This window comes from Pannonibacter carbonis (assembly GCF_003012935.1).
GTDB lineage: Bacteria > Pseudomonadota > Alphaproteobacteria > Rhizobiales > Stappiaceae > Pannonibacter > Pannonibacter carbonis.
In genome coordinates, this window is the sequence record NZ_PUDR01000015.1 from 47,938 (window position 1) to 73,951 (window position 26,014).

Sequence of the window (26,014 nt, forward strand, 5' to 3'; positions counted from 1 at the left end):
CCGGACCTGATCCGGTGATCCACGCCGTTTTGCCTCCACAGCTGCGGCTTTGCCTGAGGCACCGTTACGGCATGGATGCCATGGTGGAGCCATGGCATGACGAATGCGGCGATGCACTGTCGGAGAGACAGCAACGTCGGAAATGACTGTCACATGGATGGCTTCACTCCTGCCGACGTCAGCGGGTGAATCGCCCTTCTGGACGAGGGAGGACGCGAGGCCTTGCCCTACTCACTGCCGTCATCACCGGACTTGATCCGGTGATCCATGCCGTTTCGCCTCCACAGCTACGGCTTTGCCTTGGGCACCGTCACGACTCACCGCCCCGGCCGTCCCGTCTTCTTCGACCGACCCTTGCGCCTTGCGTCTTCGGACGGGTCCTCATAGGAGCCGACGCCGATCTTGCCGCGTGGGGTGTGGTGCGGAGCGTCTTCTGCCTGGATGACGGGCTTTTTCGGCAGGGTGCCGCTGTGCAGGGGAACTTCCGTCCGGCCGACGGTCATTTCGTCGAGACTGTTCTTGCGCACTTTTGAGCTGGGGGCGGGCAGGGCAGACCCCTTGGCGGCTCGCGCCCGGTCGGCGGCGGTTTCCTTCTTCTTGCCGCTGGCGCCTTCCTTGGCCCCGCCGGCGCCGAACAGCCGCTCGCCCTGATACGCGCCGCCGCGCTCCTCCACGTCGGACTGGCGTGCCATCGGGTCGTCGGACAGGGCCAGCTCGGTGGCCTGCAGCCGGCGGATCTCGTCGCGCAGCCGGGCGGCGGTCTCGAAGTCGAGATCGGCGGCTGCGGTGCGCATCTGCTTTTCCAGGCTCTCCAGATGGGCCTTGAAATTGTGGCCGACCAGATTGCCGGTCTCGGCAAAGCCCGCGTCGACCGTGACGTGGTCCTGTTCGTAGACGCTTTCGAGAATGTCGCCGATGGAGCGCTTGACGCTTTCCGGCGTGATGCCGTGTTCGGTGTTGTAGGCGATCTGCTTTTCCCGGCGGCGGTTGGTCTCGGCGATGGCGCGGTCCATCGAGCCGGTCATGCGGTCGGCGTAGAGAATTACCTTGCCGTCGACGTTGCGTGCGGCGCGGCCGATGGTCTGGATCAGCGAGGTTTCCGAACGCAGGAAGCCTTCCTTGTCCGCGTCCAGAATGGCGACCAGCGCGCATTCGGGAATGTCGAGGCCTTCGCGCAGGAGGTTGATGCCGACGAGCACGTCGAAGGCACCAAGACGCAGGTCACGGATGATCTCGATGCGCTCCAGCGTGTCGATGTCCGAATGCATGTAGCGCACGCGGATGCCGTTTTCATGCAGGTATTCGGTCAGGTCCTCGGCCATGCGCTTGGTCAGGGTGGTGACCAGCGTGCGGTAGCCCTTGGCCGCCGTCTCGCGCACCTCGCCCAGCAGGTCATCGACCTGCGAGGTCGCCGGGCGGATGAGCACGGGCGGGTCGATCAGGCCGGTCGGGCGGATGACCTGCTCGGCGAAGACGCCGCCGGACTGGTCCATCTCCCAGCTGCCCGGTGTTGCCGACACGGCCACCGTCTGCGGCCGCATGGCGTTCCATTCCTCGAAGCGTAAGGGACGGTTGTCCATGCAGGACGGCAGGCGGAAGCCATATTCGGCCAGCGTCGCCTTGCGGCGAAAGTCACCCCGGTACATGGCGCCGATCTGCGGAATGGTGACGTGGCTCTCGTCGGCGAAGACGAGGGCGTTGTCGGGCAGGTATTCGAACAGGGTCGGGGGCGGCTCGCCCGGCGCGCGGCCGGTCAGATAGCGCGAGTAGTTCTCGATGCCGGCGCAGGAGCCGGTGGCCTCCAGCATTTCCAGGTCGAACAGGGTGCGCTGCTCCAGCCGCTGTGCTTCCAGCAGGCGGCCATGGGCGTTCAGCTCCTCCAGCCGCTGTTTCAGTTCCGCCTTGATCGACTTGGCCGCCTGCTGCAGCGTCGGCTTCGGCGTCACATAGTGCGAGTTGGCGTAGATCTTGACGCTCCTCAGCTCGCCGGATTTCTGGCCTGTCAGGGGATCGAACTCGGTGATCGATTCCACCTCGTCGCCGAACAGAGAGATGCGCCAGGCGCGGTCCTCGTAGTGGGCGGGGAACAGTTCGATCGTGTCGCCGCGGACGCGGAAGGCGCCGCGCTGGAAGGCGGCGTCGTTGCGCTTGTATTGCAAGGCCACCAGGTCGGCGAGCAGCTGGCGCTGGTCGATGCGCTCGCCCACCTCCAGTGCGAAGGTCATGGCGGTGTAGGTCTCGACCGAACCGATACCGTAAATGCAGGACACCGAGGCGACGATGATGACATCGTCCCGCTCCAGCAGCGCACGGGTGGCCGAGTGGCGCATCCGGTCGATCTGCTCGTTGATCGAGGATTCCTTCTCGATGTAGGTGTCCGTCCGGGGCACATAGGCTTCCGGCTGGTAGTAGTCGTAATAGGAGACGAAATACTCCACCGCGTTGTCGGGGAAGAAGCTCTTGAACTCGCCGTAAAGCTGCGCCGCCAGGGTCTTGTTCGGGGCGAGGATCAGGGCGGGGCGCTGGGTGCGGGAGATGACCTGCGCCATCGTGTAGGTCTTGCCCGAGCCGGTAACGCCCAAAAGCACCTGCGTCTGCTCGCCGCTTTCCAGGCCTGACACCAGCTCGGCAATGGCGGTTGGCTGGTCGCCCTTCGGCTCATAAGCCGACTTCAGTACAATGGGCACGCCGCCTTCGGACTTGGTCGGGCGTTCCGGCCGGTGCGGCACCCACAGCTCGCCGTTCTTGTGCAGCGGGTTGCCGCTCTCGATCAGGGCAGAAAGCGCCGCGACAGTGGCGGTTGCGCCACCATCGCCGGAGAGTTCCGGAAGGGCGTTGCGGCCCTTTTTCTTGCGGTTCTCCTTCAGATGCTGCTCGAGCTTCTCCGCCTCTTCCAGCGAGATGTCGAGCCCGGCCACCGGGTTGAGCCCGCCCGCCGCGCGCTCGCGCGCGCTCTCCGCCTTGCCGATGGACGTGCCGCGCGAGGAGCGCGACCCGGTGTCGGACTTGGCCTTCGGCTTTGCTGGCTTGCGCGCGGGCGTTGCCGGTGTCTCGGTCTTGGCCGGATCAGGCAGCTTTTCGGATGCGTCGGCGATTTCCTGCGCCCAGTCTGAAATCGAGCCCGAAAGCGGCGCGCCGGCAAACGCGGCCTGCGGGGCTTCGCCAAAGCCATCGGCGGTTTCGGACGAGGGTTCGGTCGGGGAAATCGGCTTCTTGCTCATGCCCCGCAATATGGGCCGAGTCCGGTCAGGAGGAAAGGGCGCGTTTCGGCTTTGTTCCGGACGCGGTGTGGACAGGACAAACCTCCTGACAGGATGATGTCAGGAGGTTTGTCGTGACTGGACCATCGCCTGCGGCGGGGCGTTGGCCAGTGCAGGCATCTACGCCGAACTCAGCGCTTCATCGACACCAGCGAGAACATCGCGCCTTGCGGGTCGAGGGCGTTGACGATCCACGAGCCGCCGGGCACTTGCTGCGGCCCGTGGACGATCCTTGCGCCAGCTGCCGTGGCACGGCCGACAGCCGCGTCGAGGCCATCGACATTGATGTAGTAGTTCCAGAAAGGCTCCGGCATGTCGGGCAGCCTGGTCATGATGCCGCCAAGGCCAATGCCGTCCAGCGCGAAGCACTGGTAGATGCCCATCGGCCCCATGTCGACGGCCATATCCTTCTGCCAGCCGAACACCTTGCCGTAGAACTCGACCGCCTCCGGGCCGTCTCCGGCGTAAAGCTCGTTCCAGCCGAAGGTGCCCGGATGGCCCATGGCCGGTTCCGGCGGCAGCGGACCGTCGGGCATGTCCGGCTTGAACAGGCAGATCACCGCGCCATGCGGGTCAGCAACCACGGCGAAGCGTCCGATCTGCGGGATGTCTTCCGCAGGCTTCATGATCTTGCCGCCATGGGCCGCGAACTCTGCGGCCTTGGCGTCGACGTCGGCGACCCCGACATACCCCAGCCAGTGCGGAGGAACGCCCATGCCGGTCAGTTCTTCAGGCAGGGCCATGATGCCGGCGCTGGGCATGGGCTGACCGGGAATGGTCATCAGCGTGTAGTCGAAGCCGGGCATCCCGGCGTCCGATGCCGTCCATCCGGCAACCTCGGCGTAGAACGCCGCCGCTGCCTTGGTGTCCGTCGTCATCAGTTCGTACCAGATGAACTTGCCGATCATTGCAATCCTCCCTTTTTGAAACGTTGCTCCCCGGCGTCAGGCCGGAGTGACCACATGGGTCATGAATTCATGAAAGCTCCCGTCCGCCTGCTCGACGCTGCCCGTGAAGCTGCGGCTGCCATCAGACCTGAAGCGGATGACATCGCGATAATTGACGATTTTGTCGGGGGCGTTGAAATCCGGTCCCTGGGCTTCCAGCACCAGCGTCTCGCCGCCGTCTTCCAGCCAGCCGCGGTAGATCCACAGACGGTCCATCATCGATCCGATCCATGTGCCGGTGTAGCAGCCGAGCGCCGGGTCGTAGCCGATGGTCATGATCATCCGGGCCGGCGTTCCGTCCGGCATCGGGCCCTGGCTTTCGATCACCACCCAGAGCTCCCCAAGCATCCGGCCCGTCTCGGTCCAGAGCTTTGCCGGATCGTTGGGGTCGTAGTCCGGATGACCCGTGCTCGAGATCATGCGCCAGCTGCCGGCCAGCCGTTGCAGGACCTTGTGATGTTCCGTCGCTTGGGAGGGTTGCATGAACGTCCCCTGGTGCTGTGGGTTGAACCGTTGCGTTGACGGGGGATAAGTCTTGCGGGCCCGGGAGGTCCGCCGTATCCCGGCAATAGTCTCAATTGACGAGATGAGTTGATATCAACATAATTAGCCCATGTCAAACACGCCTGTGATCCCCTATTCCAAGACACTGCAGGTCAAGGACACCTGCCTTTGCCTCTTTGCCCAGCGTGCCGCACGCGTTCTGGCGCGGCGGTTCGATATGGCGCTGAAGCCTCTCGGCCTGACCAATCAGCAGTTCTCGTTGATGATGTCGCTGAACCGGCCCGAGCCGCCGTCGCTGGGGCAGGTCGCGCGGTTGCTTGGCATGGACCGGACTACGCTGACAGCGGCGCTTAAGCCGCTGACGCGCAGCGGCTGGGTTGAGGTGCGGCCGGATCCAAAAGACAAGCGCGGCAAGCGCCTGGCTTTGACAGAAGCCGGAACCGCTGTTCTAGAGGCGGCTGTGCCGGTGTGGGACGACGTGCACGGTGCGCTGGAGGCCGGAATGGCTACAGATCCGCAGCTGCTGCGCAACGGGCTTGCCGAGATCAGCGGCTAGGCGCGTCGCCCTTGGAATGCCCGTCCGAATGCCCGAGATCGCGCTCGGGCCAGACCAGATCGCGCACCTTCTGCTTCAGGATCTTGGCTTCCGGGAAGCCGCCATCCGCCTTGCGCTCCCAGATCTGGGTGCCATCACAGGTGATGAGAAAAACACCGCCCGTTCCCGGTATGAGCGTCACCGCGCCAATGTCTTCGGAGAAGGTCGAGAGCAGTTCCTGCGCCATCCAGGCAGCCCGCAACATCCAGCCGCACTGGCGGCAATAGGTGATGCTGATCGACGGCTTGGCTGGCATCGGGGCCTGGGCGGCGGGTTCGGCCTTCGGGTCTGGATCTGTGAGCTTCGACATTCGGATGGCCTTTGGCGCGGGACATGCGGGCTGGCTGGCCGGAAGCAAGAGGTGCCGGCGGGCTGGGATGACTTGCGATCACTGCATGGATCTTTCCTGCCTCGCAAGGGTGGTTGTTGAGCTGTGGTTGCAGCCGGGCTACCTGTGACGGCAGGATATCCCGAGCCGGTGATGCGATGAGCCAGGACAGCCCCGACAAGAGCCGCAGAGTGTCGATCGAGGCGGCTGCCTGCGGCCGGCTTGATGCCGTGCTGGCCGATGTTCCCGGACTTGCGGCGGCCATCGGCGACCTGTCTGCGATTTCACGGCAGGACGGGCTCAGCAACGAGGTCTTCCGCATCGATGGCAGCCGGGGGGAATTTGTCCTGCGGCTTGAACGGGCCAGCTTGCGTGGGCGGGTTGACCGGCGTGCCGAGGCAGCTTTTGCCAGGCGGGCGGCGGATCTGGGGCTTGGGCCAAGTGTCGTGCTGGCCGACCCGGAACGCGGCGTGATGCTGTTGCAGGCGCTGCCGGAGGCGCGTCCGCTTGCAAGCGGTGACAGGGCCGACCCGGGTGAGGCAGTCCTGCTTGGCGTTGCCTTGCGCAAACTGCACCAGGCGGAGGGGCTTGTTGCCAGCCCCTTGCACCCCGAGGAACTGATTGCCGGGCTGCGGGCAAGGGTGCCGGCCGCACGGTTGTCTGCCCTGCAAACGCAGGTGGTGGAAGCGGCGATGGCTGCCGCGCGGGAACTGGGCGCGGACCCTGTCCATCCGGTACCCAGTCACTGCGATCCGGTGCCGCAGAATGTGCTGCTGTCCGGCGGGCGGTTGTGGCTGATCGACTTCGAGTATGCAGCGCTGGCCGACCCGGCCTGGGACCTCGCCTATGCCGGACTTGAGGCGGGATATGGCGCGGCTGCGCGCATGGCACTGTTGACCGGCTATTGCGCCGGGGATTTTCCGGCGGCAGCAAAACTGGCCCTGCGGGTAGGGGAGATGCGACCGGTATGTGACGTCGTGTCGGCACTGTGGGCGCTGGATCAGGCGGAAGCCGGCAATCCGGCAACGGACTTCACGGCCTATGCCGAAGCGCGGCTGGCACGGGCGCGAACTGCGCTTGATCGGTCCGGGGCATAGGCCCTTAGCCCGAATGCACAGCGGCTGCCCAATTGTCTAGCGGGCGCCGGTCGGGTCGAAGGCGAGCACGCAGACCTGGTGCCGGTTGTTCATGTCGTCGCGAAGCGACATGTTTTCGGGATCGCGCAGCAGATTGTCCCAAAGATCGTCAGATATCAGGGACGTTAGCGTGCAGGCGCAGATCTTGCGGCAGGCGGCCTCGTCCACACCGCCCAGAGCACAGGTGAAGCTGCAGTTGTCGACAAAGTCAGTCGAGGCCCGGTCTGGGATGAGATGCACGGCAGCCAGAAGCCAAAGCGCGCCGAACAGCACCGGTTGATGCAGAAGGTAGACAGCCAGGGAATGGCGGCCCGCGAAACTGGCGAGCCTGCTGCCGGGGCCGCTCGGTTGCCACGCGGCCGCACGCAGGGTTGCCTTTGGCTGGCGCAGGAGATGGCCGGCGGCAATACCGATCAGGGTCAAGCCGGCCCAGGGCGCAAGCGGAACATAGTCGACGCTGGAGACGCCCGGATCGCCAAGGCCGGTCCACAGCCACCAGGGACCATCCAGGGCTGGAACGCCCGGCACATAGGGCAGGGCGAGGATCAACCCGCCGGCAACAAGGGCGAGAGGGGCGCCGGCCAGCGCCGGCAGGCGGGCAAAGGGCAGGGCGATCAGGCTCGCGGCGGCAATGGCATGCAGGATGCCGAAGCGGACCAGCCCCTCGCCCAGGGCAAACCAGGTGCCAAGGCTTACAAGGGCCGCTGCCGCGAGGATCATGGCCTCGCGGCGCAGGAAGGCGCGCCAGCGAATGCCGGTCCCATGCGCCAGCGTGAGGCTGACGCCGGCCAGAAACAGGAAGCTGCCGGCAATGGCGGCGGCAAAGGCGCGCCAGCCCGGGGCCGTATCGACGGGCCAGTCGACAACGCCAAACCAGAACAGGTCCCAGGACAGGTGATAGACGCCCATTGCAAACAGCGCCAGACCGCGCAGGACGTCAAGGACCGGAAGGCGAGCCGGGGTCATCAGCGGCTCTTGCCGCGCATCAGCCAAGGAAAGCAGACAGCAGCAGGCTGGCAAAGCCGCCGAGCACAATGGTCGCGGCCACCAGGGGCCAGGGGGAGGGGCTGGTCGCGGCCGTGCTGTCCATGTCGAAACGGTCCTGGAGGCTCATCGCTGACCTTTCTGCGGCTTCGGAGATACAGGTTCGCAAACGCGCCCGGCAGATGACCGGACAAAGGAGCCACAGGGAACGACAGATATGGTTAATGAAAGGTTAAGGGGGCGAGTGCCCGGTTGGCGCTTGCTGCGCCGGTGGCGGGCGGAGCTGTCCCCGATGCGCTGAAACACGTGGCGGTGGCCGCACCCGAGGTTCCGGACGAGGAGTCAGGAAAAGTGTTTCACATTCAATAGCTTACCTCGGAAGCTGTGCAGGCCTCAGGTCACAAGCCCAGGGCTTCCAGCCCGCCTTCCAGATGGTCGGCAAGCATCGGCATGCGCAGCAGATAGGTGGAGGTGGCGGAGAAGGCGCGGTCGCGTGCTTCGTCAACGGCCTGTGCATAGTCGGAGGCATCAAAGTCCCCCCGGCCCAGCCAGACGAGGGCGACGAGTTCGGCGGCCTCGTCAATGTTGAGGTCATCGATTAACTCGCGGAGTTCCTCCTCGCTGAGATCTTCGCTCTCTTCCTCCGCCAGGCCGTTGTGATGGTGGCTGTCTGTGAGCAGATCCGGGTCGAATTCGACCTCCGCCTCACCACGGTTCTCGTAGGCATCATCCAGGGCGGTCGATGCAGCCCGTGCCTTCTGCGCCAGCATGCGAATGGTGTCGGGGGACAAGGTGAGTTCGATGGCCATGGCTAGCCTCCGCGATCATGTCCCCACACTATCCACCGGCTTGCAAGTCTTGACAACTGGCCAAGGCCGGAAGGGCTAGTGGCTGCCAGCTTGCGGCGGTGGCAATTGGCGGTCTGGGCGGGCGGATGCAGCACTGTCCGGTCCGGTCAGGGAGATGATCACGGCGAGGATCAGGCCAAGAGCGATGGCAATGCCGAGGGGACGCAGGCTCGCTTCCTCTGGGTCACGGGACTGGCGGGGCATGTGTCAGTGTCTCCAGGAGGTGGCCAGGTGGCGCGCATAGGCCGGCGAGGCGGATAGGCTGCGTTCCAGGCGATGCCACAGGGCCAGGGTGACGGCGCTCATGGCAAGAAATACACCGAGCAGCAGCAGGATCGCACCATCCACCGTGGCCGCTTCGCCGAAGACCGCATAGAGCCCGGCAGCCGCAATGCAGGCAATCGCGGTCACAGGCAGGATGCCGGGTAGGCGGTTGTGGTCGGCTCGCGGGTCATGCTGATGGAAGAAAGATCCGGTCACGATGTGTCCTTTCCTTCGGAATTCCGATGAAGGGACAATGATCGGTGATTGCGACGCGTTCCCGCTTGGATCATGACGCAGTGCGACAGATTTTGCGGCCATTTCAGGGCAAGGTCGTTAGCCTTGTCATTTTCTGATTCACTTCTTTTTGGGGAAATGCTGCGAGAGTGCGCTGCAATACTCTGGTGGTTGGTCGGTCAGGTCCGGAAGAACGGATGCAGGAGAAGAATGTGCAGGCAAACGCCCTCGCTGTCGCAGATCGACCAGGGGACGCAAGGGAACAGCCAGGGACTCCGGTGAGCGATACCGTCGCTGGCCCGGTGCTTCGTCTGTCGGGCCTGCTGTATTTGATTGCAGATCTCTCCGCCATGCGGCTTGTCTGGCAGGAAAGCAGTTCGCAAACCTTCGAGGGGCAAGGCGGCCGGTTGCTTGAGGCCAGCTTTTCCGACGCCATGCGCATGCTGCCGCCGCAGACGCAGAAAAACCTGCTCGGGTTTATCCAGACTGTGCTGCGCAAGGGCAAGGCGGGGCCGACCGAGATCGGCGGAGACGCGGACACCGGGCTGAGCGGTGTGACGCTGTACGGGCTGCGCTATGATACCGAAGGTGGCCAGCCTTTTATCATCTGCCATCCAGTGGGCGGAATTCCGGAGAACGAGGGCGGCGCCGTGGTGCGTGGCCTGGCGCCGATCCTGAAACACTTTGTCGAGAACTCGACCAAGATCGTGCTGACCGTCGATAATTACGGCTATATTCGTTACGCCAGTCCAGCCTTTATGCAGACATTCGGCATCACGGATCCTGCACTCTGCCTTGGCCGTAACATTGCCCATATTCCCAAGCGCGTCGGCAAGACGCTGGCGCTGCTCACGCTTACGGCGCTGACCCGGAGAGCCGGCGCATCGGGTCGCGGCCGGTTCCAGTTGCCAAGCGGCGACAGCATCCTGCTGAACTATTCGGCGGTGTTCTTCCGTGTCAGCGAAACGGTGGGAGGCGTGCTGTTTTCGGCGGAACCGGGGGAAAACGGCCGGGTTGATATCGGCCGGGTGTTTGACGCGTTGACCGCGCCGGTGCTGGTGATCGACAGCAAGACCCGCAAGATCCTCAGCGCCAACAAGGTCGCGCGCAAGATCTATGCGCTGACGCAGCAGATCATTGACGACACGCCGATCACCGAGACGCTGCTGCACCCCAAGTCCTTCACTGCGCTGCTCGAAGCCGCACGCAAAGGCGTCGTCGCGCCGCAGTCGGTCGTGATCAATTCGATGGACGGTGTTTCCAAGAACAAGCGCCTGCGCGCCATGCTCATCGAAGCCGATGATGCGCCGCCGCGCCTGATGCTTGAGGGCAAGGCCTGACGCGAAAACACGCTTTGAACCCTTGCGGTGGCAAGCTTCTGGCACTAGGGTCCGCGCGCTTGTTTTTGCAGTCTCCCACGGAGGAAACTATGGGCTTTATTGCCGACGCTCTTGCGCGCGTGAAACCGTCCGCGACCATCGCGGTTACCAACAAGGCGCGTGAGCTGAAAGCGGCTGGCCGGGACGTGATTGGTCTCGGTGCCGGTGAACCGGACTTCGACACCCCGGAAAACATCAAGGCAGCGGCGATCAAGGCCATCACCGAGGGCAAGACCAAATATACCGCCGTCGACGGCATTCCCGAGCTGAAGGACGCCATTGTCGCAAAGTTCAAGCGCGAGAACGGCCTGACCTACACGCCGGCCCAGGTGACCGTTGGCACCGGCGGCAAGCAGGTGCTCTACAACGCCCTGATGGCGACCGTGAATCCGGGCGATGAAGTCATCATCCCGACGCCGTACTGGGTCAGCTACCCGGACATGGTGGAACTGGCCGGCGGCACGCCGGTGATCGTCGAGGCGGACAAGTCCACCTTCAAGATCACCGCAGAGGCGCTGGAAGCCGCGATCACGCCGAAGACCAAGTGGTTCATCTTCAACTCGCCGTCCAACCCGTCCGGCGCTGCCTACAGCCACGCCGAACTGAAGGCGCTCACCGATGTGCTCGTCAAGCATCCCCATGTCTGGGTGATGAGCGACGACATGTACGAGCACCTGACCTACGACGGCTTCAAGTTTGCGACGCCAGCGGAAGTCGAGCCGACGCTCTATGACCGCACGCTGACCGTCAACGGCGTCTCCAAGGCCTATGCCATGACCGGCTGGCGCATCGGCTATGCGGCAGGTCCTGTTTCGTTGATCAAGGCGATGGCGACGATCCAGTCGCAGTCGACTTCGAACCCCAGCTCGATTGCGCAGTATGCGGCGGTCGAGGCACTCAACGGCCCGCAGGACTTCATCCCGAAGAACAACGAGATCTTCAAGGCGCGCCGCGACCTCGTGGTGTCCATGCTGAACCAGGCCAAGGGTCTGGTTTGCCCGGTCCCGGAAGGCGCGTTCTACGTGTTCCCGTCCTGCGCCGGCACCATCGGCAAGACCGCGCCGTCCGGCAAGGTCATCGAGACGGACGAGGACTTCGTCACCGAGCTTCTGGAGACCGAAGGCGTCGCCGTGGTGCATGGTTCGGCTTTCGGCCTTGGCCCGAACTTCCGCATTTCCTATGCGACGTCGACCGAGGCGCTTGAAGAGGCCTGCATGCGCATCCAGCGCTTCTGCGGAAACCTTAAGTAAAATTAAGGCGTTAGGGCGCAGAGCGGGTCGTCCGGTCGCGCCCGCGCCACATTGTATTGTCACAATGAACCCGGTTCGGCACGGCGCTTGGCGTCACTGCCGGGCCGGGTTTTTCGTTCAGGTCCCTATGACCGCAGCGGCACCTTGCCTTCTCGATCTCGTCCACGGAGACTTCTGATGATTCGTTCCACGCTCTTTGCTGCCGCCCTGGCTGTCGCTTCCATTGCAACGCCGGCGCTGGCGCAGAACCAGGCCCCGGGCTTGCAGATTGGCGTCTTGACCTGCGTTGTCACGGGCGAAAGCAACTTTATTGTCGGTTCCAGCCATTCGCTGTCCTGCGCCTACAAGCCGGCCATCGATGCACCGGTCGAGACCTACAAGGGCAAGATCACGGATTACGGCGTTGACATCGGCTCCACCTCCAATGCCAATCTGGTCTGGGGCGTGCTGGCGCCGAGTGCTGACATGAAGCCAGGTGCTCTGGCCGGCACCTATGCTGGCGTGACGGCCGGCGTAACGCTGGGCGCCGGGCTTGAGGCCAATGCCCTGATCGGTGGCCTGGATCGCTCCATCGCACTCAACCCGCTGAGCCTTGAAAGCAACACCGGCGCCAACATCACCCTTGGCGTCGCCAAGCTGTCGCTGGAAGCGGTCGAGTAATCCGCAATCCGGCTGGTTCCAGCCCGGTTCAAATCGACAGGAGGGCGGCTTCGGCTGCCCTCTTTTTTGTTAACGGCCCCAAAGCGGTCATCCCCGCCTTGTGCGGGGATCCATGCTGTCATGATGGCTGTTCTTTGATGGGCCTGAGCCCGATTTCTGGATCCCCGCACAAGGCGGGGATGACTCCTGTGAGAGCGTCTTCGCAGGGAGAAAAACCGCGAGCCCGTCCGGACCACGGCGGAATCCGATTCACCGGGTTGGGCCGGTAACCTCGCAACCCGAGTTGATCATGGCCGTGGGGTTTTCAATCGTCCTCCGTACCGCCCCCGGCCCCCCTTCACTTCCGCTCGTCGCTGTCCTTGTTGATCTCGCGGCAGGCCGGGTTGCTGGTCGACGGGCATGGCTCGGTCAGCTTGTGATTGCGGTCCTTGCGCTGCTGCTCAAGCTGCAGCGTCTGGCTGTCCAGCGTGCCGAGCTGACGGGCGCGGGCTCGGTCCAGCAGCCTTGCCGGGTTTTGGGCCCGGGCAGCGCGCCCGCCTGCTGTGCCATTGTCGTGGAAGCCGCCGAGCGCCGAGGTCTGGGCGGTCAATGGTGATGTCTGGACGGCGAGTGCCATTGCGCCAAGGCACAGCGCCGCGAGAGTGTGCGGCAGATCAATCCCGGGCAGTCGCATTGGCATGGTGTTCTCGTGGGTGAGCCGCGGACAGGGCGGGTCCAGCAATGCGTCATGGTCCGGCCGCTGGCAAGGCCTGGTTCGATGTTGCAGTGCCGCACATGTTTTCCTTGCGTCGGCTTACAAAACGGCGCGAGCATGGCGGACCGCCCCAAGGCGGGCGGTGGCGCGGCCTTGCGGCGTCCATCCTGTCGCAAACCGCGCTGGCACCCCAGCCAACGGGAGGCGGCGGCATGACACAAGATCACACGCAGACAAGCGGGAAGGCAGCGACAGACGGCAGACACGCAGGGCCCCGGTGCATCGCGCTGGTTGGGCCCTTTGCCAGTGGCAAGACGACCCTGCTGGAGGCCATTCTCGCCCGCACCGGGGCATTGACGCGGCAAGGCAGCGTGACGGCTGGCTCCAGCGTCGGCGACGGCAGTCCGGAAGCCCGCGCGCACAGCATGAGCGTCGAGGTGAATGTGGCCGAGACCGAATATCTCGGCGATCGCTACACGTTTCTGGATTGTCCCGGATCGGTGGAGTTTCTCAGCGAAGCCCAGGGCGTGCTCGGCGGTGTCGACCTCGCCGTCGTGGTGGCCGAGGCCGATGACAAGAAGATCCCGGCGCTGCAACTGATCCTGAAGACGCTGGAGGATCGCGGCATTCCGCGCGTTCTCTTCCTCAACAAGATCGATCGGACGGAGCGACGGGTTCGCGAGGTGCTGGCGGCCCTGCAGCCGGCGTCAAGCGTGCCGCTGGTGCTGCGCCAGATCCCGATCTGGAAGAACGGCATCGCCATGGGCTTCATCGATCTCGCGCTCGAGCGCGCCTTTGTCTACCGGGAACACGCCGAGAGCCTGGTGATCGAGATGCCGACCGACGAGCATCAGCGTGAGGTCGAGGCGCGGTTCTCCATGCTGGAGCGGCTGGCGGATCATGATGATGTGCTGATGGAGGCGCTGCTGGAGGACATCGCCCCCGGACGCGAGCGGATCTTCACCGATCTTGGCGAGGAGATGCGCCAAGGCCTGATCTGCCCTGTGTTCATCGGCTCTGCCGACCATGGCAACGGTATCCAGCGGCTGATGAAGGCGCTGCGGCACGAAGCACCGGGGATCCTGTTCACGCAGCGCAGGCTGGACCTGCCGAAGGAGTGCGAGGCGGTGCAGGTGCTCAAGACGCTGCATACCTCGCATGGCGGCAAGCTGTCGCTGGTGCGCGTGCTGGCAGGGCGGGTAGGCGAGGCGGCCACGCTCGTTCGTCCGGATGGTTCTGAAGTGCGGGTCAGCGGCATTGCCACGCTCTATGGCCAGCAGACCAGCAAGCGGGGGCCGGCGGAAGCTGGCGAGACAGTGGCGCTGGGCAAGCTCGAAGGCGTCATCACAGGTGAAACGCTTGGGCTGCAAGGTGTCGTGCCGCAGGTGGCGCGGTCCTGGGTGCCTGAACCGGTGCTCAGCGTTGCCCTGTCGGCTGCCGAGCGCAAGGATGAGGTCAAGCTGTCGTCAGCCTTGGCCAAGCTGGTCGAGGAAGACCCGGGGCTCAAGGTGTCGCAGTCGGGGCATTCCGGCGAGACCTTGTTGCAGGGGCAGGGCGAAATGCACCTGCGGGTGGCGCAGGAGCGGCTGCGTGGCAAATACGGCCTTGCGATTGATGTGCATGCACCGAAAGTGGCCTATCGCGAGACCATCCGTTCCAGCACGTCTGTGCGTGGACGGCACAAGAAGCAGTCTGGCGGACACGGCCAGTTTGGCGATGTGGCGCTGGAGATCCGGCCGCAGGGACGCGGTGAGGGCTTTGTCTTTGCCGATCGGATCACGGGCGGTGTGGTGCCAAAGCAGTATATTCCAGCGGTCGGGGAGGGCGTTGCCGAAGCGCTCGGCACCGGTCCGCTCGGCTTTCCGCTCGTCGACCTTGCCGTCACCTTGACGGACGGTTCCTATCACTCTGTCGACAGTTCGGATCAGGCCTTCAAGATGGCGGCGATCCTTGCCATGCGCGAGGGACTGCCGCAATGCGCGCCCGTGCTGCTGGAGCCGGTGCATCAGGTCAAGGTGTTCTGTCCAAGCGAGGCGACATCGCGGATCAATGCGATCATATCGGGACGGCGGGGACAGCTTCTGGGCTTTGATGCGCGCCCCGGCTGGCCTGGATGGGATGAGGTGCGGGCCTTGATGCCTGAGTCGGATATCACCGACCTGATCATCGAACTCAGGTCGGCAACGTCCGGCGTCGGCAGCTTCACCCACCGCTTTGATCATCTCGCCGAACTGGTGGGCAAGGCGGCGGACCAGGTGGTGCAGAGGGCGTCCGCCCGCGCGGCCTGATCTCTGCCAGCACACACTCGCGGCCGGGCGGCAGGCTGCCCGGCCTTTGAATGATGCTGGTGAGGCTTCACGCAAGGGTGACGGTTCTCCTCCCTGGCTCACTGCAGCGTGACTTGTCAGGAGGGCTCAATCCCGGTCCTTCTAGAGGGATGACAGGCCGGGATCGCACCGGCCAGCGATCTGAGGGAGCTTGGCATGAATATCATCGGCAAACGAGCGTGGGAGATGGCGGAGCATCTGACAACGCCTGAACACCTGTTCTTCAGCCGGCGACAGGCTTTGACCGGGCTGGGCCTCGGTCTCGCAGGAGGGATTGCGGGCAGCCTGCTGCCGTCGCCCCTGCGCGCGGAAGAGGACCCGAGTGCCGGGCTGTATCCGGTTGGCCGCAATGCCGCCTATACGCTCGACCGGGACCTGACGAACCCGGCCTTTGTCGAGACCTACAACAATTTCTACGAGTTCGGCTCGCACAAGCGCATCTCTGCTGCGGCGCAGAAGCTGCCGATCCGCCCCTGGGTGCTGAAGATTGACGGGCTTTGCGACAATCCGCAGGAAATCGGCATCGACGACCTGCTGAAGAAGATGCCGCTGGAAGAAAGGCTGTACCGCCACCGCTGTGTCGAGGCCTGGTCAATGGCGGTGCCGTGGTCCGGCTTTGCTCTGGCGGAACTGGTCAAGCTGGCGAGCCCGCAGGCGGGGGCCAAATACGTGCGGATGGAAACCTTCCAGAACCCGAGTGTCGCCACCGGTCAGAAGCAGACTTGGTATCCCTGGCCCTATGTGGAGGGAATGACCCTGGCCGAGGCAACCAACGAGCTCGCCTTCATGGCCACCGGCGTCTATGGCAAGCCGCTGCCGAAGCAGAGTGGCGCGCCACTGCGCCTCGCGCTGCCGTGGAAATACGGTTTCAAGTCGATCAAGTCGGTGGTGCGGATCAGCTTCACCGAGACGCGGCCCGTGTCGTTCTGGGAGGAGATCGCAGCCTCCGAATATGGCTTCTGGGCCAATGTGAACCCGGACGTGCCGCATCCACGCTGGAGCCAGGCCAGCGAGGAACTGCTGGGCACCGGCGAGCGCCGTCCGACGCTCCTGTTCAACGGCTATGGCGAGCAGGTCGCCGGGCTTTATGCCGGGCTGGAGGACGAGCAGCTTTACATGTGAGGCATTCCGGCGCTGGCCTCATCTGGTGCCAGCGCAGCGCCTTCCGAACTCAGGGCAAAAAAAAGCCGGGTCAAAAGACCCGGCAGTTGTTTTTTTGATCTCTCACAGCGGTGAAAGATCACCTTCCAGAGGGGAACAGCTGGCTGAATTGGCGTCGCTGGGAGGAGAGTGCGACGCCGCAGAACCAACAGTGATGCTTATATGCAGTGCACAAGCTGCCGAAACAAGTGGCACATGCGCAGATCTGCTATGCGTTTCCAGGGTAGCTGGCAAAATCGTCATGCATTTGTCGTGCGGATCTGGTTGCAGCGCACAAAACTTGCCGCCCGCTTGTGCAAGTGCCTCTGAAACAAGCGCTTTTCAGAATATGCCGTGAGCCTTGAAATGGGTTGTCATGCCGGCACTGCTCAAGGCGAAGGCATTGCTCGCGCATGGCAATTGCAGGGGAGCGTCACACGGCTGACGCATTTGCGGATGCGAACAGGGAAACCGGCGCTCAGTAGGCCCAGCGTTCGGCCTTGGCGAGAAGGAAATCGCGAAAGGCAGTGATGCGGGCGGTGTTTTTCAGCTCGGACGGGTAGACAAAATAGGTGTCAAAGCTCGGGATCATGTCCTCGACCTCGGTCAGGATCTGCACCAGCGAGGAATCGTTTTCGACCAGATAGTCCGGCAGGATGGCGACGCCGATGCCTTTCTGGACAGCGCGCTTGATGGCGACAACGTTGTTGACGCGCAGGACCACACGGCGCGGGTTGTCCACATCGCGGCCGGCAATCTCGAGCCAGTTCATGTCGCGCAGGTAGGCCGGGGCATGCTCGCCGAAGGTGACCAGGCGGTGGTTGTCCAGATCCGCAATCGAATTCGGCGTGCCGTAGCGCTTCAGGTAGGACGGTGCGGCATAGACGTGGAAATGCACGGTGAACAGCTTGCGCTGTATCAGGTCTGGCTGGGTTGGCTGGCGCAGGCGGATGGCGATGTCGGCCTCGCGCATCGACAGGTCGAGTTCGGCGTCATCCACCAGCAGCCGCAGGTCCATGTCGGGATAAAGGTCGATGAACTCGTGGATGCGCTGGGTCAGCCAGGTTGAGCCAAGGCCTACTGTGGTTGTCACCCTTAGCACGCCCGTCGGCTTTTCGCGGCTGTCGGTGAGCCGCGTCTGCACGGCTTCCAGCTGCATCAGGACATCCCGGGCGGTGCGGTAGAGCAATTCGCCTTGCTCGGTCAGCAGCAGGCCGCGGGCGTGGCGATGAAACAGCGGCACACCGAGATCAGCCTCCAGAGCGCTGACCTGGCGGCTGACCGCGGACTGGCTCATGTTGAGGCTGTCGCCCGCATGGGTGAAACTGCCCGCCTGCGCCGCAGCGTGGAAGATGCGCAGTTTATCCCAGTCCATCATGTGAGCCTCCGCTCGCGCCCGCTTACGCCTGATGCGGCCGGGCGAATCTGTCAGGCCTGTGTGTCAGACCTGTGTGTCCGATCCATGTTCGGCCAGAAATTTTTCTGCTTCAAGCGCCGCCATGCAGCCCATGCCGGCTGCTGTCACAGCCTGTCGGTAGATGTCATCGGTGACATCGCCCGCTGCGAAGACGCCGGGGACCGAGGTCCGGGTCGAATCTGCCTCGGTGAAGATGTAGTTGTTCGGCTTGAGCTGCAGCTGGCCACGGAACAGGTCAACCGACGGGGCGTGGCCGATGGCGACGAAGACACCGTCTGTGGCCAGTTCACGGGTTTCGTCGGTCTTGGTGTTTTTCAGCCGGACGCCGGTTACTCCCTTGGGCATGCCGCCGCCGAGGATCTCGTCCACGGCGTGATCCCAGACCACCTCGATCTTCGGGTGCTTGAACAGGCGCTCCTGCAGGATGCGTTCGGCGCGGAAGCTGTCGCGGCGATGCACCACAGTGACCTTGGAGGCGAGGTTAGCGAGGTAGAGCGCCTCCTCGACGGCGCTGTTGCCGCCGCCGACAACGACGACCTCGCGGCCCCGGTAGAAGAACCCGTCACAGGTCGCGCAGGCCGAAACGCCGGCACCCATGAACTCCTGTTCCGACGGAAGGCCGAGCCAGCGCGCCTGCGCGCCGGTGGCAATCACCAGCACATCGGCCAGGAACACCGTGCCGCTGTCGGCAACGGCGCGGAACGGACGCTTGGAGAGATCGACTTCGGTGATGGTGTCATGAATGAGCCGGGTGCCGACGTGCTCGGCCTGCAGCCGCATCTGCTCCATCAGCCAGGGGCCCTGGATCGGCTCGGCAAAGCCAGGGTAGTTCTCGACATCGGTCGTGATGGTCAACTGGCCGCCAGGCTGGATGCCGGCCACGAGCACGGGCTCCAGCATCGCGCGAGCCGCGTAGATCGCAGCGGTATAGCCGGCCGGGCCGGAGCCGATGATGAGGAGCTTTACGTGTTCGGTGGTCATGGCGATCCACTTTCTGTCATCGCCACCGGGCCTGTCATGGCTGGTGGTCGCTGTTGGTCTGGCCTGTGGCCTCGCGCTGCCGCATGGCGGTGCGAATGGCTGCGGCAATCTCTGGCGTGCTGTTCAGCGGCTCGTAGGTAGTGGTTTTCAAGGGCCCGGGGAAGGGGTGAACAATGCCCATTTCCGCCAGTCCAGACAAAAACATTCCAATCTTGGCGTGACCACCGCCGGGATGGAACACATGCACGGCGCGGCCGGTCGCCGCAGCCTCACCGATCATGTTGGTGCTGTCGGCGCTGACCACGACCGCCTCCGCCCGGCCGAGCATCGCGGCAAGCGGGTTGTCTCCAGTTCCGTCCCAGAAGAAATGGCCGCCAGTCTCGGCCATGTCGGTCAGGGCGCGCGCAAGCGCTGCCGGTGTACGCCGGGATGTCGTTATCATCAGGCGCGCGCCGATCCTGGCCCAGGCCTCGAGCCCGGCGATGAAGCGGCGAATGTCATCATCGGTGAAGCGATGGTGGCGGCTGTTGCCGCCCACGAGAACGGCGACGCGAGGGTGACCGACAGCGTCCAGCCTTGCATCGGGGGTGGCGCTGGCACGGGCAAGCCGGGCGGCGCTCAAGCGATGCGGGGCGGTCAGCGTGACCATGACATTGGGGCCGCGCAGCTTGTCGTGCTCGCTCACCCAGATGAAATCCGCCGCGTTGCAGCCGGTGCGTGGATCTTTGAGGAAAACGGTGAAGGTGTAGCCTTCGCTGATGCGCTTCAGCCGCTTGAGGTAGGGCACCGCGCGTCGCCCCGAGGCGATGGCGAGGCGGGGAAACGGCGGGGCAAGGGGGCTGCCGGGTTTCAGTTCGCTCTCGCGCGGATCAATCGGGCCGTGTGGCATGGCCCAGGAAAAAGGCGCGCGAGGCCGTACGATGCGGCGCTCATAGGCAAGCCCGAGGGCCTCGGCCACGCCGATGCACTGCGCCTCGTCGCCGGCCTTGCCGTCCGTCAGGATCCAGACGGGAGCCGCTGCCGACGAAATGGCAGTTTCAGGTTCTTTCTTATTCATCTCGGTTTTTGTTATAGTCTTGCAGAACCGCAAAAAAAATTTTACTTCCAGCCACATGTACGCGGGTAAGCCGGAGAGTCGCAAGGTCTTCAGCCGCTGGACAAGGTTGGCACTTTGCCGACCGGTTCAGGTCCGGAGCGCTGCCCGCTCTTATCGCTATGGAGAGTTTCTTGAAAGCACGGCTTGATGCCATTGATTGGCACATCCTGAAAGAACTGCAGCAGGACGGTCGCATGACCAACGTGGAGCTGGCGCGCCGTGTCGGGATTTCCGCTCCTCCTTGCCTGCGCCGCGTTCGGGCGCTGGAAGAAGCTGGTCTCATTCGCGGCTACCGGACGCTGCTGGACGAGAAGCAACTGGGCTATGAGGTGACCGCCTTTGCCATGGTCGGCCTGCACAGCCAGACGGAGAACGACCTGATTGCGTTCGAACAGACCGTCAACGGCTGGCCGATTGTGCGCGAGTGCTACATGCTGTCGGGCGAGGTGGATTTCCTGTTGAAATGCGTCGCCCCCGACCTTCAGACCTTCCAGACCTTCATTATCCGCGAGCTGACCGCAACGCCCAATGTGGACAGCGTGCGCACCGCCCTTACCATTCGCCGGACCAAGGACGAACCGATGGTGCCGATTGCGCGGTAGGTGTCGCAAAACAACGCTGCCGCTGCAAATTGACAATCTTTGCCAGTCGCTGCCAAAGTCTGCGGGTGTGATTGAAAGAGGTTGGCCATGGCGACGATGAATGTATCGCTTCCGGATGCCATGAAGGATTGGGTTGAGGCTCAGACGGTCTCGGGGCGTTATAGCAACGCGAGTGACTACGTGCGTGATCTGATCCGGCGCGACCAGGAGCGTTGCGGCAAGATTGCTCATATGCAGATGCTGGTTACAGAAGGTCTGGAAAGCGGCGTCAGTGACCAATCCATGGCCGATATCCTGAAGTCTGTTCGTCATCGCCTCCAGACTGACCCGTCTTCGGATGGCCTATAAGCTCACCCGCAAGGCAGCGGGCGATGTCACGGGGATTTTGATCGAGGGGACTGTGCAGTTTGGCGACGCGCAGGCTGCCCGCTATCATGGCCTGCTGGAAAGCGCCTTCGAACTGATTGCAGCCAATCCGTATCTAGCGCGTGAACGCCATGAGATAGATCCGCCTGTCCGAGTTTTTCCGGCCCACTCTCATCTGGTCATTTATGTCGTAGATGACCGCAGTGATATGCTGATCATTCGTGTGCGCCACGGGCGTGAGGACTGGAAGCAGAACCCATCAGGGGAATAGACGGTGAGGGCTTCTTGTCCCGGTCAGATAGGCTCGCAGGGCTTCAGTAACGACAGAATTGAGATTGATGCCGTGTCGGCGGGCATAGAGCATTGCCTGACGATGCAGCTCACGCCCTGGACGAATGTTGAAGCTGCCCTTCAGCGGTTCGTCCGGCTTGCGATTCTCTGATGCGCACAGCGCGAGATAGTCATCAACAGCCTCTTGGAATGCGATCTTCAGCCCGCGCGCGTCGTCGGCTTCGTAGGTCACCAGATCGCGGATGAACTCCAGCCGTCCATGCAGGACTTCATCTTCCGGGCTGAACTCGATTGAGCCGAGGTAGCCCTTGTACTCCAGCAATTGGCTCATATCAGACCGTCCTCCTTCAGAACGTTCAGGACAGCGTCGATCACATAGAGCTTCACAACCGGATCTGGATGCGGCTTGTGCAGCAAGATGGCGGGTGCCGTTTCGTGGACAAACCGACGGCGTGAGCCGCCTGTCTAGCCGGTCGCAGCTTCCCGGTACCCGAGGTTTTCAAGCAGCCGGACCAGTTCGTCCCAGGTGAAATCGCGTGGACGTCGCCTTAGTCGTTCGACCAGCTTGTCGCGTCGGGTCATGCGATGCCCTTCCAACATTTGGAAGAGGATAGCTTGATTGTTGCTTTCTGCAACTGATTTCAGTTGCGAATTATGGGTGAGCCGTTTGCTGTAAACAAAAATGCCCGCACAAGCTGCGGGCATTTTCATCAGGCATGTTCGCCAAACAAAACGGGATCAGAGGAAGCTGACGGCCTCGATCTCGTAGGAGCGCGAGCCGCCAGGTGCGGAAACCTCGACGCTGTCGCCAACGGTCTTGCCGATCAGCGCGCGGGCGATGGGCGAGGAAATCGAGATCCGGCCCTGCTTCACGTCGGCCTCGACGTCGCCGACGATCATGTATTTCTTGGCTTCCTCGGTGTCCTCATCGATCAGCGTCACGGTTGCGCCGAACTTGACCGTGGTCCCGGAGAGCTTGGAGACATCAATGATCTCGGCGCGGCCAAGCTTGTCCTCGAGTTCCGCGATACGGCCCTCGTTGTGGCTCTGGGCTTCTTTTGCCGCGTGATATTCAGCATTTTCCGACAGGTCGCCGTGCGCACGGGCCTCGGAAATCGCCTCAACGATCCGGGGCCGCTCGACCGACGTGCGCTCCTTCAGTTCCGTCTGCAGCATGGCATAGCCCGCAGCCGTCATCGGGATCTTTTCCATTGGTCCTGGACCTTCACGTACCATGGCCCGCACCGGAGGGCGCGGGCCTAAAGAACATAAAAACACAATCCAGCCGGACGTTTCAAGGTCCGGCTGAAGTGCGGATGAATTGAGCCTTAGCCGAAGTAGGACTGCAGGGGTCTAACTTCAAGGCCGCCGGTTTTATACGCCTCGATACCCTTGGCGGCCGCTACAGCCCCGGCGAGGGTCGTGTAGTAGGGCACCTTGTGCAACAGGGCAGCGCGACGCATCGAACGGCTGTCGGAGAGGGCCTGCGCGCCTTCGGTCGTGTTGAAGACGAGTTGGACCTCTCCATTCTTCACAGCATCAACGATGTGCGGGCGGCCTTCAAGCACCTTGTTGACCTTTGTGCAGGCAATTCCGTGCTCGACAAGGTAGCGCTGGGTGCCACTGGTCGCAATAATGCGGAAGCCAAGCCCTTCGAGACGGCGAACCGCATCCAGAACCCCGGCCTTGTCCTGGTCACGCATGGACACGAACACGGTGCCTTCCAGGGGGACGCCGGTGCCTGCGCCGATCTGAGACTTGGCGAAGGCCGAGGCAAACGAACCGTTCAGGCCCATGACTTCGCCCGTCGAGCGCATTTCGGGGCCGAGGATCGTGTCGACGCCCGGGAAACGGGCGAAGGGGAACACGGCCTCCTTTACAGCGACGTGCTCCAGAACCTTCTCGGTGAGACCAAAGGACGCAAGGCTCTCGCCTGCCATGACGCGGCTGGCGATCTTGGCCACCGGCACGCCGATGGTCTTGGCGACGAATGGCACGGTGCGCGACGCACGCGGGTTCACCTCCAGCACGAAGATCTCGCCGTCGCGGATCGCGTACTGGACGTTCATCAGGCCGCCGACTTCCAGCGCCTTGGCAAGGGCCACGGTCTGGCGCTTCAGTTCGTCGATCAGCTCGGCCGAGAGCGAGTAGGGCGGCAGAGAGCAGGCGCTGTCGCCGGAGTGGATGCCGGCTTCCTCAATGTGTTCCATGATGCCGCAGACAAAGACATCCTTGCCGTCGGACAGGGCGTCGACGTCAACTTCGATGGCGCCATCCAGATAGCGGTCGAACAGTAGCGGGTTGGTGCCCAGCAGCGTGTTGATCTGGCCGGTCTTGTCGTTCGGATACTTGGCGCGGATTTCGCCCGGCACCAGCTCCGGCAGCGTGCCGAGCAGATAGGAGTTCAGCGCTTCCTCGTCCCGGATGATCTGCATGGCGCGGCCACCCAGCACGTAGGACGGGCGCACCACGAGCGGCAGGCCAAGCTGCGCGGCGATCAGGCGGCCCTGTTCGACCGAGTAGGCGATGCCGTTCTGCGGCTGCTTCAGGCCGATCTTGGTCAGGAGGCGCTGGAAGCGGTCGCGGTCTTCGGCCAGGTCGATCATGTCCGGCGAGGTGCCGAGGATCGGCACGTCGGCCTTGACCAGCGCCTGCGCCAGCTTCAGCGGCGTCTGGCCACCGAACTGCACGATCACGCCATGCAGCGTGCCGTTGGACTGTTCGACGCGCATGATTTCCAGCACGTCTTCCGGGGTCAGCGGCTCGAAGTACAGCCGGTCCGACGTGTCGTAGTCGGTCGAGACGGTCTCCGGGTTGCAGTTGACCATGATCGACTCATAGCCGGCCTCTTCCAGCGCAAAGGCGGCGTGGCAGCAGCAATAGTCGAACTCGATTCCCTGGCCGATGCGGTTCGGGCCACCACCCAGGATCACGACCTTCTTGCGATCCGACGGCATGGCCTCACTGACCGGAGCGCCCGCGAACGGGGTCTCGTAGGTCGAGTACATGTAGGCGGTCGGCGAGGCGAACTCGGCCGCGCAGGTGTCGATGCGCTTGTAGACCGGATGCACATTCAGCTCGGCGCGGCGCTTGGCAACCGCGTCGGCATCAAGGCCGGCCAGCGAGCCGAGGCGGGCGTCGGAGAAGCCCATCGCCTTCAGGCTGCGCAGCATTTCGGCGGTCTGCGGCAGGCCGTGTGCGCGCACCTTCGCTTCGGTGTCGATGATGCCGGCGATCTGCTCCAGGAACCAGGGATCGATCCCGCAGATGGCGTTGATCTGCTCGATCGACAGACCCATCCGCATCGCCTGCGCCACGTTCAGCAGCCGGGTCGGGGTCGGCGTGGAGATGGCCGCGCGGATCGCGTTCTGGTCATCGCCCTGGCCGAGCCCGGGGATCTCGACTTCATCAAGGCCGGTCAGGCCGGTCTCGAGGCCGCGCAGGGCTTTCTGAAGGCTTTCCTGGAAGGTGCGGCCGATGGCCATCACTTCACCAACCGACTTCATCGCCGTGGTCAGCGTCGGCTCGGAGCCCGGGAACTTTTCGAAGGCGAAACGCGGGATCTTGGTGACGACATAGTCAATGGTCGGCTCGAAGGACGCCGGCGTCGCGCCGCCGGTGATGTCATTCTCCAGTTCATCCAGCGTATAGCCGACCGCAAGCTTGGCGGCGATCTTGGCAATCGGGAAGCCGGTTGCCTTGGAGGCGAGCGCAGACGAACGCGACACGCGCGGATTCATCTCGATGACGACCAGGCGGCCGGTCTCGGGGCTGACAGCAAATTGCACGTTCGAGCCACCGGTTTCGACGCCGATCTCGCGCAGCACCGCAATCGAGGCGTCGCGCATGATCTGGTATTCCTTATCGGTCAGCGTCAGCGCCGGCGCGACCGTGATGGAGTCCCCCGTATGCACGCCCATCGGATCGATGTTCTCGATGGAGCAGATGATGATGCAGTTGTCCGCCTTGTCGCGGACCACTTCCATCTCATACTCCTTCCAGCCAAGCAGGCTTTCGTCGATCAGGATCTGGCCGACAGGAGAGGCATCGATGCCGGAGCGCGCGATGGTCTCGAATTCCTCGCGGTTGTAGGCCACGCCGCCGCCGGTGCCGCCAAGCGTGTAGGCCGGACGGATGATGGCCGGCAGGCCGATCTCGTCGAGGGCCTTCATGGCTTCCATGAAGCCGGCGTTGCGGTCATAGCCGGTGATCTTGCCATTGGCATCGCGGATCGCAGGGGACGAAGCGATCGACGCGCGCGGGTTTTCCAGACCGATGGCATCCATCGCCGCACGGAATTTCTCGCGGTCTTCAGCCTTTTCGATCACGTCGGCGCGGGCACCGATCATCTCGACGCCAAACTTCTCCAGCACGCCGTCGCGCTCCAGATCGAGCGCGCAATTCAGCGCGGTCTGGCCGCCCATGGTCGGCAGCAGCGCGTCCGGCCGCTCCTTCTCGATGATGCGTGCGACGACTTCCGGGGTGATCGGCTCGATATAGGTCGCATCTGCCAGATCCGGGTCCGTCATGATCGTCGCCGGATTGGAGTTCACGAGGATGATTCGATACCCTTCCTCACGCAGGGCCTTGCACGCCTGTGTGCCCGAGTAGTCGAACTCGCAGGCCTGGCCGATGACAATCGGGCCGGCGCCGATGATCAGGATGGAGGAAATGTCTGTGCGTCTGGGCATCGTGGCTCGCATCGTCCCGC

General features: G+C 63.6%; 26 protein-coding genes. 10 read left to right on the forward strand and 16 right to left on the reverse strand.

Annotated features, from left to right (window positions below; genetic code table 11):
* Nucleotides 1-317: 317 nt before the first annotated feature.
* The 3 genes from uvrB to C8348_RS18410 form a co-directional block, all read right to left on the reverse strand.
* A complete protein-coding gene (gene uvrB, locus C8348_RS18400) occupies nucleotides 318-3,221 on the reverse strand; it encodes an excinuclease ABC subunit UvrB (protein WP_106754761.1) in 2,904 nt (967 codons plus the stop codon).
* A gap of 170 nt (nucleotides 3,222-3,391) precedes the next feature.
* Nucleotides 3,392-4,168, reverse strand: coding sequence for a VOC family protein (locus C8348_RS18405; RefSeq protein WP_106754762.1), 777 nt, complete (start codon nucleotides 4,166-4,168; stop codon nucleotides 3,392-3,394).
* Nucleotides 4,169-4,204: 36 nt separating this feature from the next.
* A complete protein-coding gene (locus C8348_RS18410; RefSeq protein WP_106754763.1) occupies nucleotides 4,205-4,690 on the reverse strand; it encodes a DUF1579 domain-containing protein in 486 nt (161 codons plus the stop codon).
* Nucleotides 4,691-4,820: 130 nt separating this feature from the next.
* Here C8348_RS18410 and C8348_RS18415 point away from each other — a divergent pair, with 130 nt between their 5' ends.
* Entirely contained in the window at nucleotides 4,821-5,267 is a 447-nt protein-coding gene (locus C8348_RS18415) for a MarR family winged helix-turn-helix transcriptional regulator (protein WP_106754764.1), read from the forward strand.
* On the opposite strand, the gene C8348_RS18420 is transcribed toward C8348_RS18415, so the two are convergent.
* Complete coding sequence (locus C8348_RS18420; protein WP_106754805.1) at nucleotides 5,257-5,562, reverse strand: Rdx family protein; 306 nt, start codon at nucleotides 5,560-5,562, stop codon at nucleotides 5,257-5,259. The two genes, C8348_RS18415 and C8348_RS18420, sit on opposite strands and share 11 nt — an antisense overlap.
* 230 nt (nucleotides 5,563-5,792) lie before the next feature.
* On the opposite strand from C8348_RS18420, the gene C8348_RS18425 reads away from it, so the two are divergent.
* On the forward strand, nucleotides 5,793-6,731 hold the full coding sequence (locus C8348_RS18425; protein ID WP_106754765.1) for a phosphotransferase: 939 nt from the start codon (nucleotides 5,793-5,795) through the stop codon (nucleotides 6,729-6,731).
* A gap of 36 nt (nucleotides 6,732-6,767) precedes the next feature.
* Here the strand turns inward: C8348_RS18425 and C8348_RS18430 are convergent, their stop codons facing one another.
* The 5 genes from C8348_RS18430 to C8348_RS18440 form a co-directional block, all read right to left on the reverse strand.
* The gene (locus tag C8348_RS18430; RefSeq protein WP_106754766.1) at nucleotides 6,768-7,736 is read right to left on the reverse strand and encodes an acetyltransferase domain-containing protein; all 969 of its coding nucleotides are present in this window, start codon (nucleotides 7,734-7,736) and stop codon (nucleotides 6,768-6,770) included.
* A gap of 19 nt (nucleotides 7,737-7,755) precedes the next feature.
* Entirely contained in the window at nucleotides 7,756-7,884 is a 129-nt protein-coding gene (locus C8348_RS22555) for a hypothetical protein (protein ID WP_279629401.1), read from the reverse strand.
* 268 nt (nucleotides 7,885-8,152) lie between these two features.
* On the reverse strand, nucleotides 8,153-8,563 hold the full coding sequence (locus tag C8348_RS18435) for a DUF3775 domain-containing protein (protein WP_106754767.1): 411 nt from the start codon (nucleotides 8,561-8,563) through the stop codon (nucleotides 8,153-8,155).
* A gap of 75 nt (nucleotides 8,564-8,638) precedes the next feature.
* On the reverse strand, nucleotides 8,639-8,806 hold the full coding sequence (locus C8348_RS22035; protein WP_157950460.1) for a hypothetical protein: 168 nt from the start codon (nucleotides 8,804-8,806) through the stop codon (nucleotides 8,639-8,641).
* A 3-nt stretch (nucleotides 8,807-8,809) separates the two neighbouring features.
* Nucleotides 8,810-9,082 (reverse strand): hypothetical protein, encoded by a 273-nt coding sequence (locus C8348_RS18440; RefSeq protein WP_106754768.1) that lies wholly within the window; start codon nucleotides 9,080-9,082, stop codon nucleotides 8,810-8,812.
* A gap of 296 nt (nucleotides 9,083-9,378) precedes the next feature.
* Here C8348_RS18440 and C8348_RS18445 point away from each other — a divergent pair, with 296 nt between their 5' ends.
* From C8348_RS18445 to C8348_RS18455, 3 genes are all read left to right on the forward strand, one after another.
* On the forward strand, nucleotides 9,379-10,440 hold the full coding sequence (locus C8348_RS18445) for a PAS domain-containing protein (protein ID WP_106754769.1): 1,062 nt from the start codon (nucleotides 9,379-9,381) through the stop codon (nucleotides 10,438-10,440).
* A gap of 89 nt (nucleotides 10,441-10,529) precedes the next feature.
* A complete protein-coding gene (locus C8348_RS18450; RefSeq protein ID WP_106754770.1) occupies nucleotides 10,530-11,729 on the forward strand; it encodes a pyridoxal phosphate-dependent aminotransferase in 1,200 nt (399 codons plus the stop codon).
* Between the two features lie 177 nt (nucleotides 11,730-11,906).
* Nucleotides 11,907-12,389 (forward strand): DUF992 domain-containing protein, encoded by a 483-nt coding sequence (locus C8348_RS18455; RefSeq protein ID WP_106754771.1) that lies wholly within the window; start codon nucleotides 11,907-11,909, stop codon nucleotides 12,387-12,389.
* A gap of 337 nt (nucleotides 12,390-12,726) precedes the next feature.
* Here C8348_RS18455 and C8348_RS18460 read toward each other — a convergent pair whose 3' ends face one another.
* Nucleotides 12,727-13,068, reverse strand: coding sequence for a hypothetical protein (locus C8348_RS18460; protein WP_157950461.1), 342 nt, complete (start codon nucleotides 13,066-13,068; stop codon nucleotides 12,727-12,729).
* A gap of 227 nt (nucleotides 13,069-13,295) precedes the next feature.
* On the opposite strand from C8348_RS18460, the gene C8348_RS18465 reads away from it, so the two are divergent.
* Together C8348_RS18465 and msrP are read left to right on the forward strand one after the other, a co-directional pair.
* Entirely contained in the window at nucleotides 13,296-15,371 is a 2,076-nt protein-coding gene (locus tag C8348_RS18465) for an elongation factor G (protein ID WP_106754806.1), read from the forward strand.
* 195 nt (nucleotides 15,372-15,566) lie between these two features.
* Nucleotides 15,567-16,532 carry a protein-methionine-sulfoxide reductase catalytic subunit MsrP gene (gene msrP / locus C8348_RS18470; RefSeq protein ID WP_106754773.1) on the forward strand — a complete coding sequence of 322 codons (966 nt, stop codon included), beginning with the start codon at nucleotides 15,567-15,569 and terminating at the stop codon, nucleotides 16,530-16,532.
* Between the two features lie 496 nt (nucleotides 16,533-17,028).
* Here msrP and C8348_RS18475 read toward each other — a convergent pair whose 3' ends face one another.
* From C8348_RS18475 to C8348_RS18485, 3 genes are all read right to left on the reverse strand, one after another.
* Nucleotides 17,029-17,925, reverse strand: a complete 897-nt coding sequence (locus C8348_RS18475) for a LysR family transcriptional regulator (protein WP_106754807.1) — start codon at nucleotides 17,923-17,925, stop codon at nucleotides 17,029-17,031.
* Between the two features lie 66 nt (nucleotides 17,926-17,991).
* A complete protein-coding gene (trxB, locus tag C8348_RS18480; protein ID WP_106754774.1) occupies nucleotides 17,992-18,948 on the reverse strand; it encodes a thioredoxin-disulfide reductase in 957 nt (318 codons plus the stop codon).
* A gap of 34 nt (nucleotides 18,949-18,982) precedes the next feature.
* Complete coding sequence (locus C8348_RS18485) at nucleotides 18,983-20,005, reverse strand: mitochondrial fission ELM1 family protein (protein ID WP_106754775.1); 1,023 nt, start codon at nucleotides 20,003-20,005, stop codon at nucleotides 18,983-18,985.
* A gap of 170 nt (nucleotides 20,006-20,175) precedes the next feature.
* On the opposite strand from C8348_RS18485, the gene C8348_RS18490 reads away from it, so the two are divergent.
* The 3 genes from C8348_RS18490 (at nucleotide 20,176) to C8348_RS18500 (ending at nucleotide 21,283) form a co-directional block, all read left to right on the forward strand.
* A complete protein-coding gene (locus C8348_RS18490; protein WP_106754808.1) occupies nucleotides 20,176-20,646 on the forward strand; it encodes an Lrp/AsnC family transcriptional regulator in 471 nt (156 codons plus the stop codon).
* Between the two features lie 87 nt (nucleotides 20,647-20,733).
* Nucleotides 20,734-20,994, forward strand: a complete 261-nt coding sequence (locus C8348_RS18495; RefSeq protein WP_106754776.1) for a type II toxin-antitoxin system ParD family antitoxin — start codon at nucleotides 20,734-20,736, stop codon at nucleotides 20,992-20,994.
* Nucleotides 20,984-21,283, forward strand: a complete 300-nt coding sequence (locus C8348_RS18500) for a type II toxin-antitoxin system RelE/ParE family toxin (protein WP_106754777.1) — start codon at nucleotides 20,984-20,986, stop codon at nucleotides 21,281-21,283. Before C8348_RS18495 ends, C8348_RS18500 begins: the two co-directional genes overlap by 11 nt.
* Here C8348_RS18500 and C8348_RS18505 read toward each other — a convergent pair.
* The 3 genes from C8348_RS18505 to carB all read right to left on the reverse strand — a co-directional run bounded on the left by C8348_RS18505 (nucleotide 21,272) and on the right by carB (nucleotide 25,994).
* A complete protein-coding gene (locus tag C8348_RS18505) occupies nucleotides 21,272-21,634 on the reverse strand; it encodes a type II toxin-antitoxin system HicB family antitoxin (protein ID WP_106754778.1) in 363 nt (120 codons plus the stop codon). The two genes, C8348_RS18500 and C8348_RS18505, sit on opposite strands and share 12 nt — an antisense overlap.
* 407 nt (nucleotides 21,635-22,041) lie before the next feature.
* On the reverse strand, nucleotides 22,042-22,515 hold the full coding sequence (gene greA / locus C8348_RS18515) for a transcription elongation factor GreA (RefSeq protein WP_106754779.1): 474 nt from the start codon (nucleotides 22,513-22,515) through the stop codon (nucleotides 22,042-22,044).
* Nucleotides 22,516-22,631: 116 nt separating this feature from the next.
* Nucleotides 22,632-25,994, reverse strand: coding sequence for a carbamoyl-phosphate synthase large subunit (gene carB, locus C8348_RS18520; protein ID WP_106754780.1), 3,363 nt, complete (start codon nucleotides 25,992-25,994; stop codon nucleotides 22,632-22,634).
* Between the last annotated feature and the right edge of the window lie 20 nt (nucleotides 25,995-26,014).

Excerpts from the sequence above, each read along its gene's own strand:
- C8348_RS18505 (WP_106754778.1), bottom strand. The coding sequence starts at position 21,634 with ATGAGCCAATTGCTGGAGTACAAGGGCTACCTCGGCTCAATCGAGTTC.
- C8348_RS18425 (WP_106754765.1), top strand. The coding sequence starts at position 5,793 with ATGAGCCAGGACAGCCCCGACAAGAGCCGCAGAGTGTCGATCGAGGCG.
- C8348_RS18485 (WP_106754775.1), bottom strand. The coding sequence starts at position 20,005 with ATGAATAAGAAAGAACCTGAAACTGCCATTTCGTCGGCAGCGGCTCCC.
- C8348_RS18415 (WP_106754764.1), top strand. The coding sequence starts at position 4,821 with ATGTCAAACACGCCTGTGATCCCCTATTCCAAGACACTGCAGGTCAAG.
- C8348_RS18455 (WP_106754771.1), top strand. The coding sequence starts at position 11,907 with ATGATTCGTTCCACGCTCTTTGCTGCCGCCCTGGCTGTCGCTTCCATT.
- trxB (WP_106754774.1), bottom strand. The coding sequence starts at position 18,948 with ATGACCACCGAACACGTAAAGCTCCTCATCATCGGCTCCGGCCCGGCC.
- C8348_RS18460 (WP_157950461.1), bottom strand. The coding sequence starts at position 13,068 with ATGCCAATGCGACTGCCCGGGATTGATCTGCCGCACACTCTCGCGGCG.
- C8348_RS22555 (WP_279629401.1), bottom strand. The coding sequence starts at position 7,884 with ATGAGCCTCCAGGACCGTTTCGACATGGACAGCACGGCCGCGACCAGC.
- C8348_RS18435 (WP_106754767.1), bottom strand. The coding sequence starts at position 8,563 with ATGGCCATCGAACTCACCTTGTCCCCCGACACCATTCGCATGCTGGCG.
- C8348_RS18405 (WP_106754762.1), bottom strand. The coding sequence starts at position 4,168 with ATGATCGGCAAGTTCATCTGGTACGAACTGATGACGACGGACACCAAG.
- greA (WP_106754779.1), bottom strand. The coding sequence starts at position 22,515 with ATGGAAAAGATCCCGATGACGGCTGCGGGCTATGCCATGCTGCAGACG.
- C8348_RS18420 (WP_106754805.1), bottom strand. The coding sequence starts at position 5,562 with ATGCCAGCCAAGCCGTCGATCAGCATCACCTATTGCCGCCAGTGCGGC.
- C8348_RS18430 (WP_106754766.1), bottom strand. The coding sequence starts at position 7,736 with ATGACCCCGGCTCGCCTTCCGGTCCTTGACGTCCTGCGCGGTCTGGCG.
- carB (WP_106754780.1), bottom strand. The coding sequence starts at position 25,994 with ATGCCCAGACGCACAGACATTTCCTCCATCCTGATCATCGGCGCCGGC.
- C8348_RS18475 (WP_106754807.1), bottom strand. The coding sequence starts at position 17,925 with ATGGACTGGGATAAACTGCGCATCTTCCACGCTGCGGCGCAGGCGGGC.
- C8348_RS18450 (WP_106754770.1), top strand. The coding sequence starts at position 10,530 with ATGGGCTTTATTGCCGACGCTCTTGCGCGCGTGAAACCGTCCGCGACC.
- C8348_RS18465 (WP_106754806.1), top strand. The coding sequence starts at position 13,296 with ATGACACAAGATCACACGCAGACAAGCGGGAAGGCAGCGACAGACGGC.
- C8348_RS18495 (WP_106754776.1), top strand. The coding sequence starts at position 20,734 with ATGGCGACGATGAATGTATCGCTTCCGGATGCCATGAAGGATTGGGTT.
- C8348_RS18500 (WP_106754777.1), top strand. The coding sequence starts at position 20,984 with ATGGCCTATAAGCTCACCCGCAAGGCAGCGGGCGATGTCACGGGGATT.
- C8348_RS18410 (WP_106754763.1), bottom strand. The coding sequence starts at position 4,690 with ATGCAACCCTCCCAAGCGACGGAACATCACAAGGTCCTGCAACGGCTG.
- C8348_RS22035 (WP_157950460.1), bottom strand. The coding sequence starts at position 8,806 with ATGCCCCGCCAGTCCCGTGACCCAGAGGAAGCGAGCCTGCGTCCCCTC.
- uvrB (WP_106754761.1), bottom strand. The coding sequence starts at position 3,221 with ATGAGCAAGAAGCCGATTTCCCCGACCGAACCCTCGTCCGAAACCGCC.
- msrP (WP_106754773.1), top strand. The coding sequence starts at position 15,567 with ATGAATATCATCGGCAAACGAGCGTGGGAGATGGCGGAGCATCTGACA.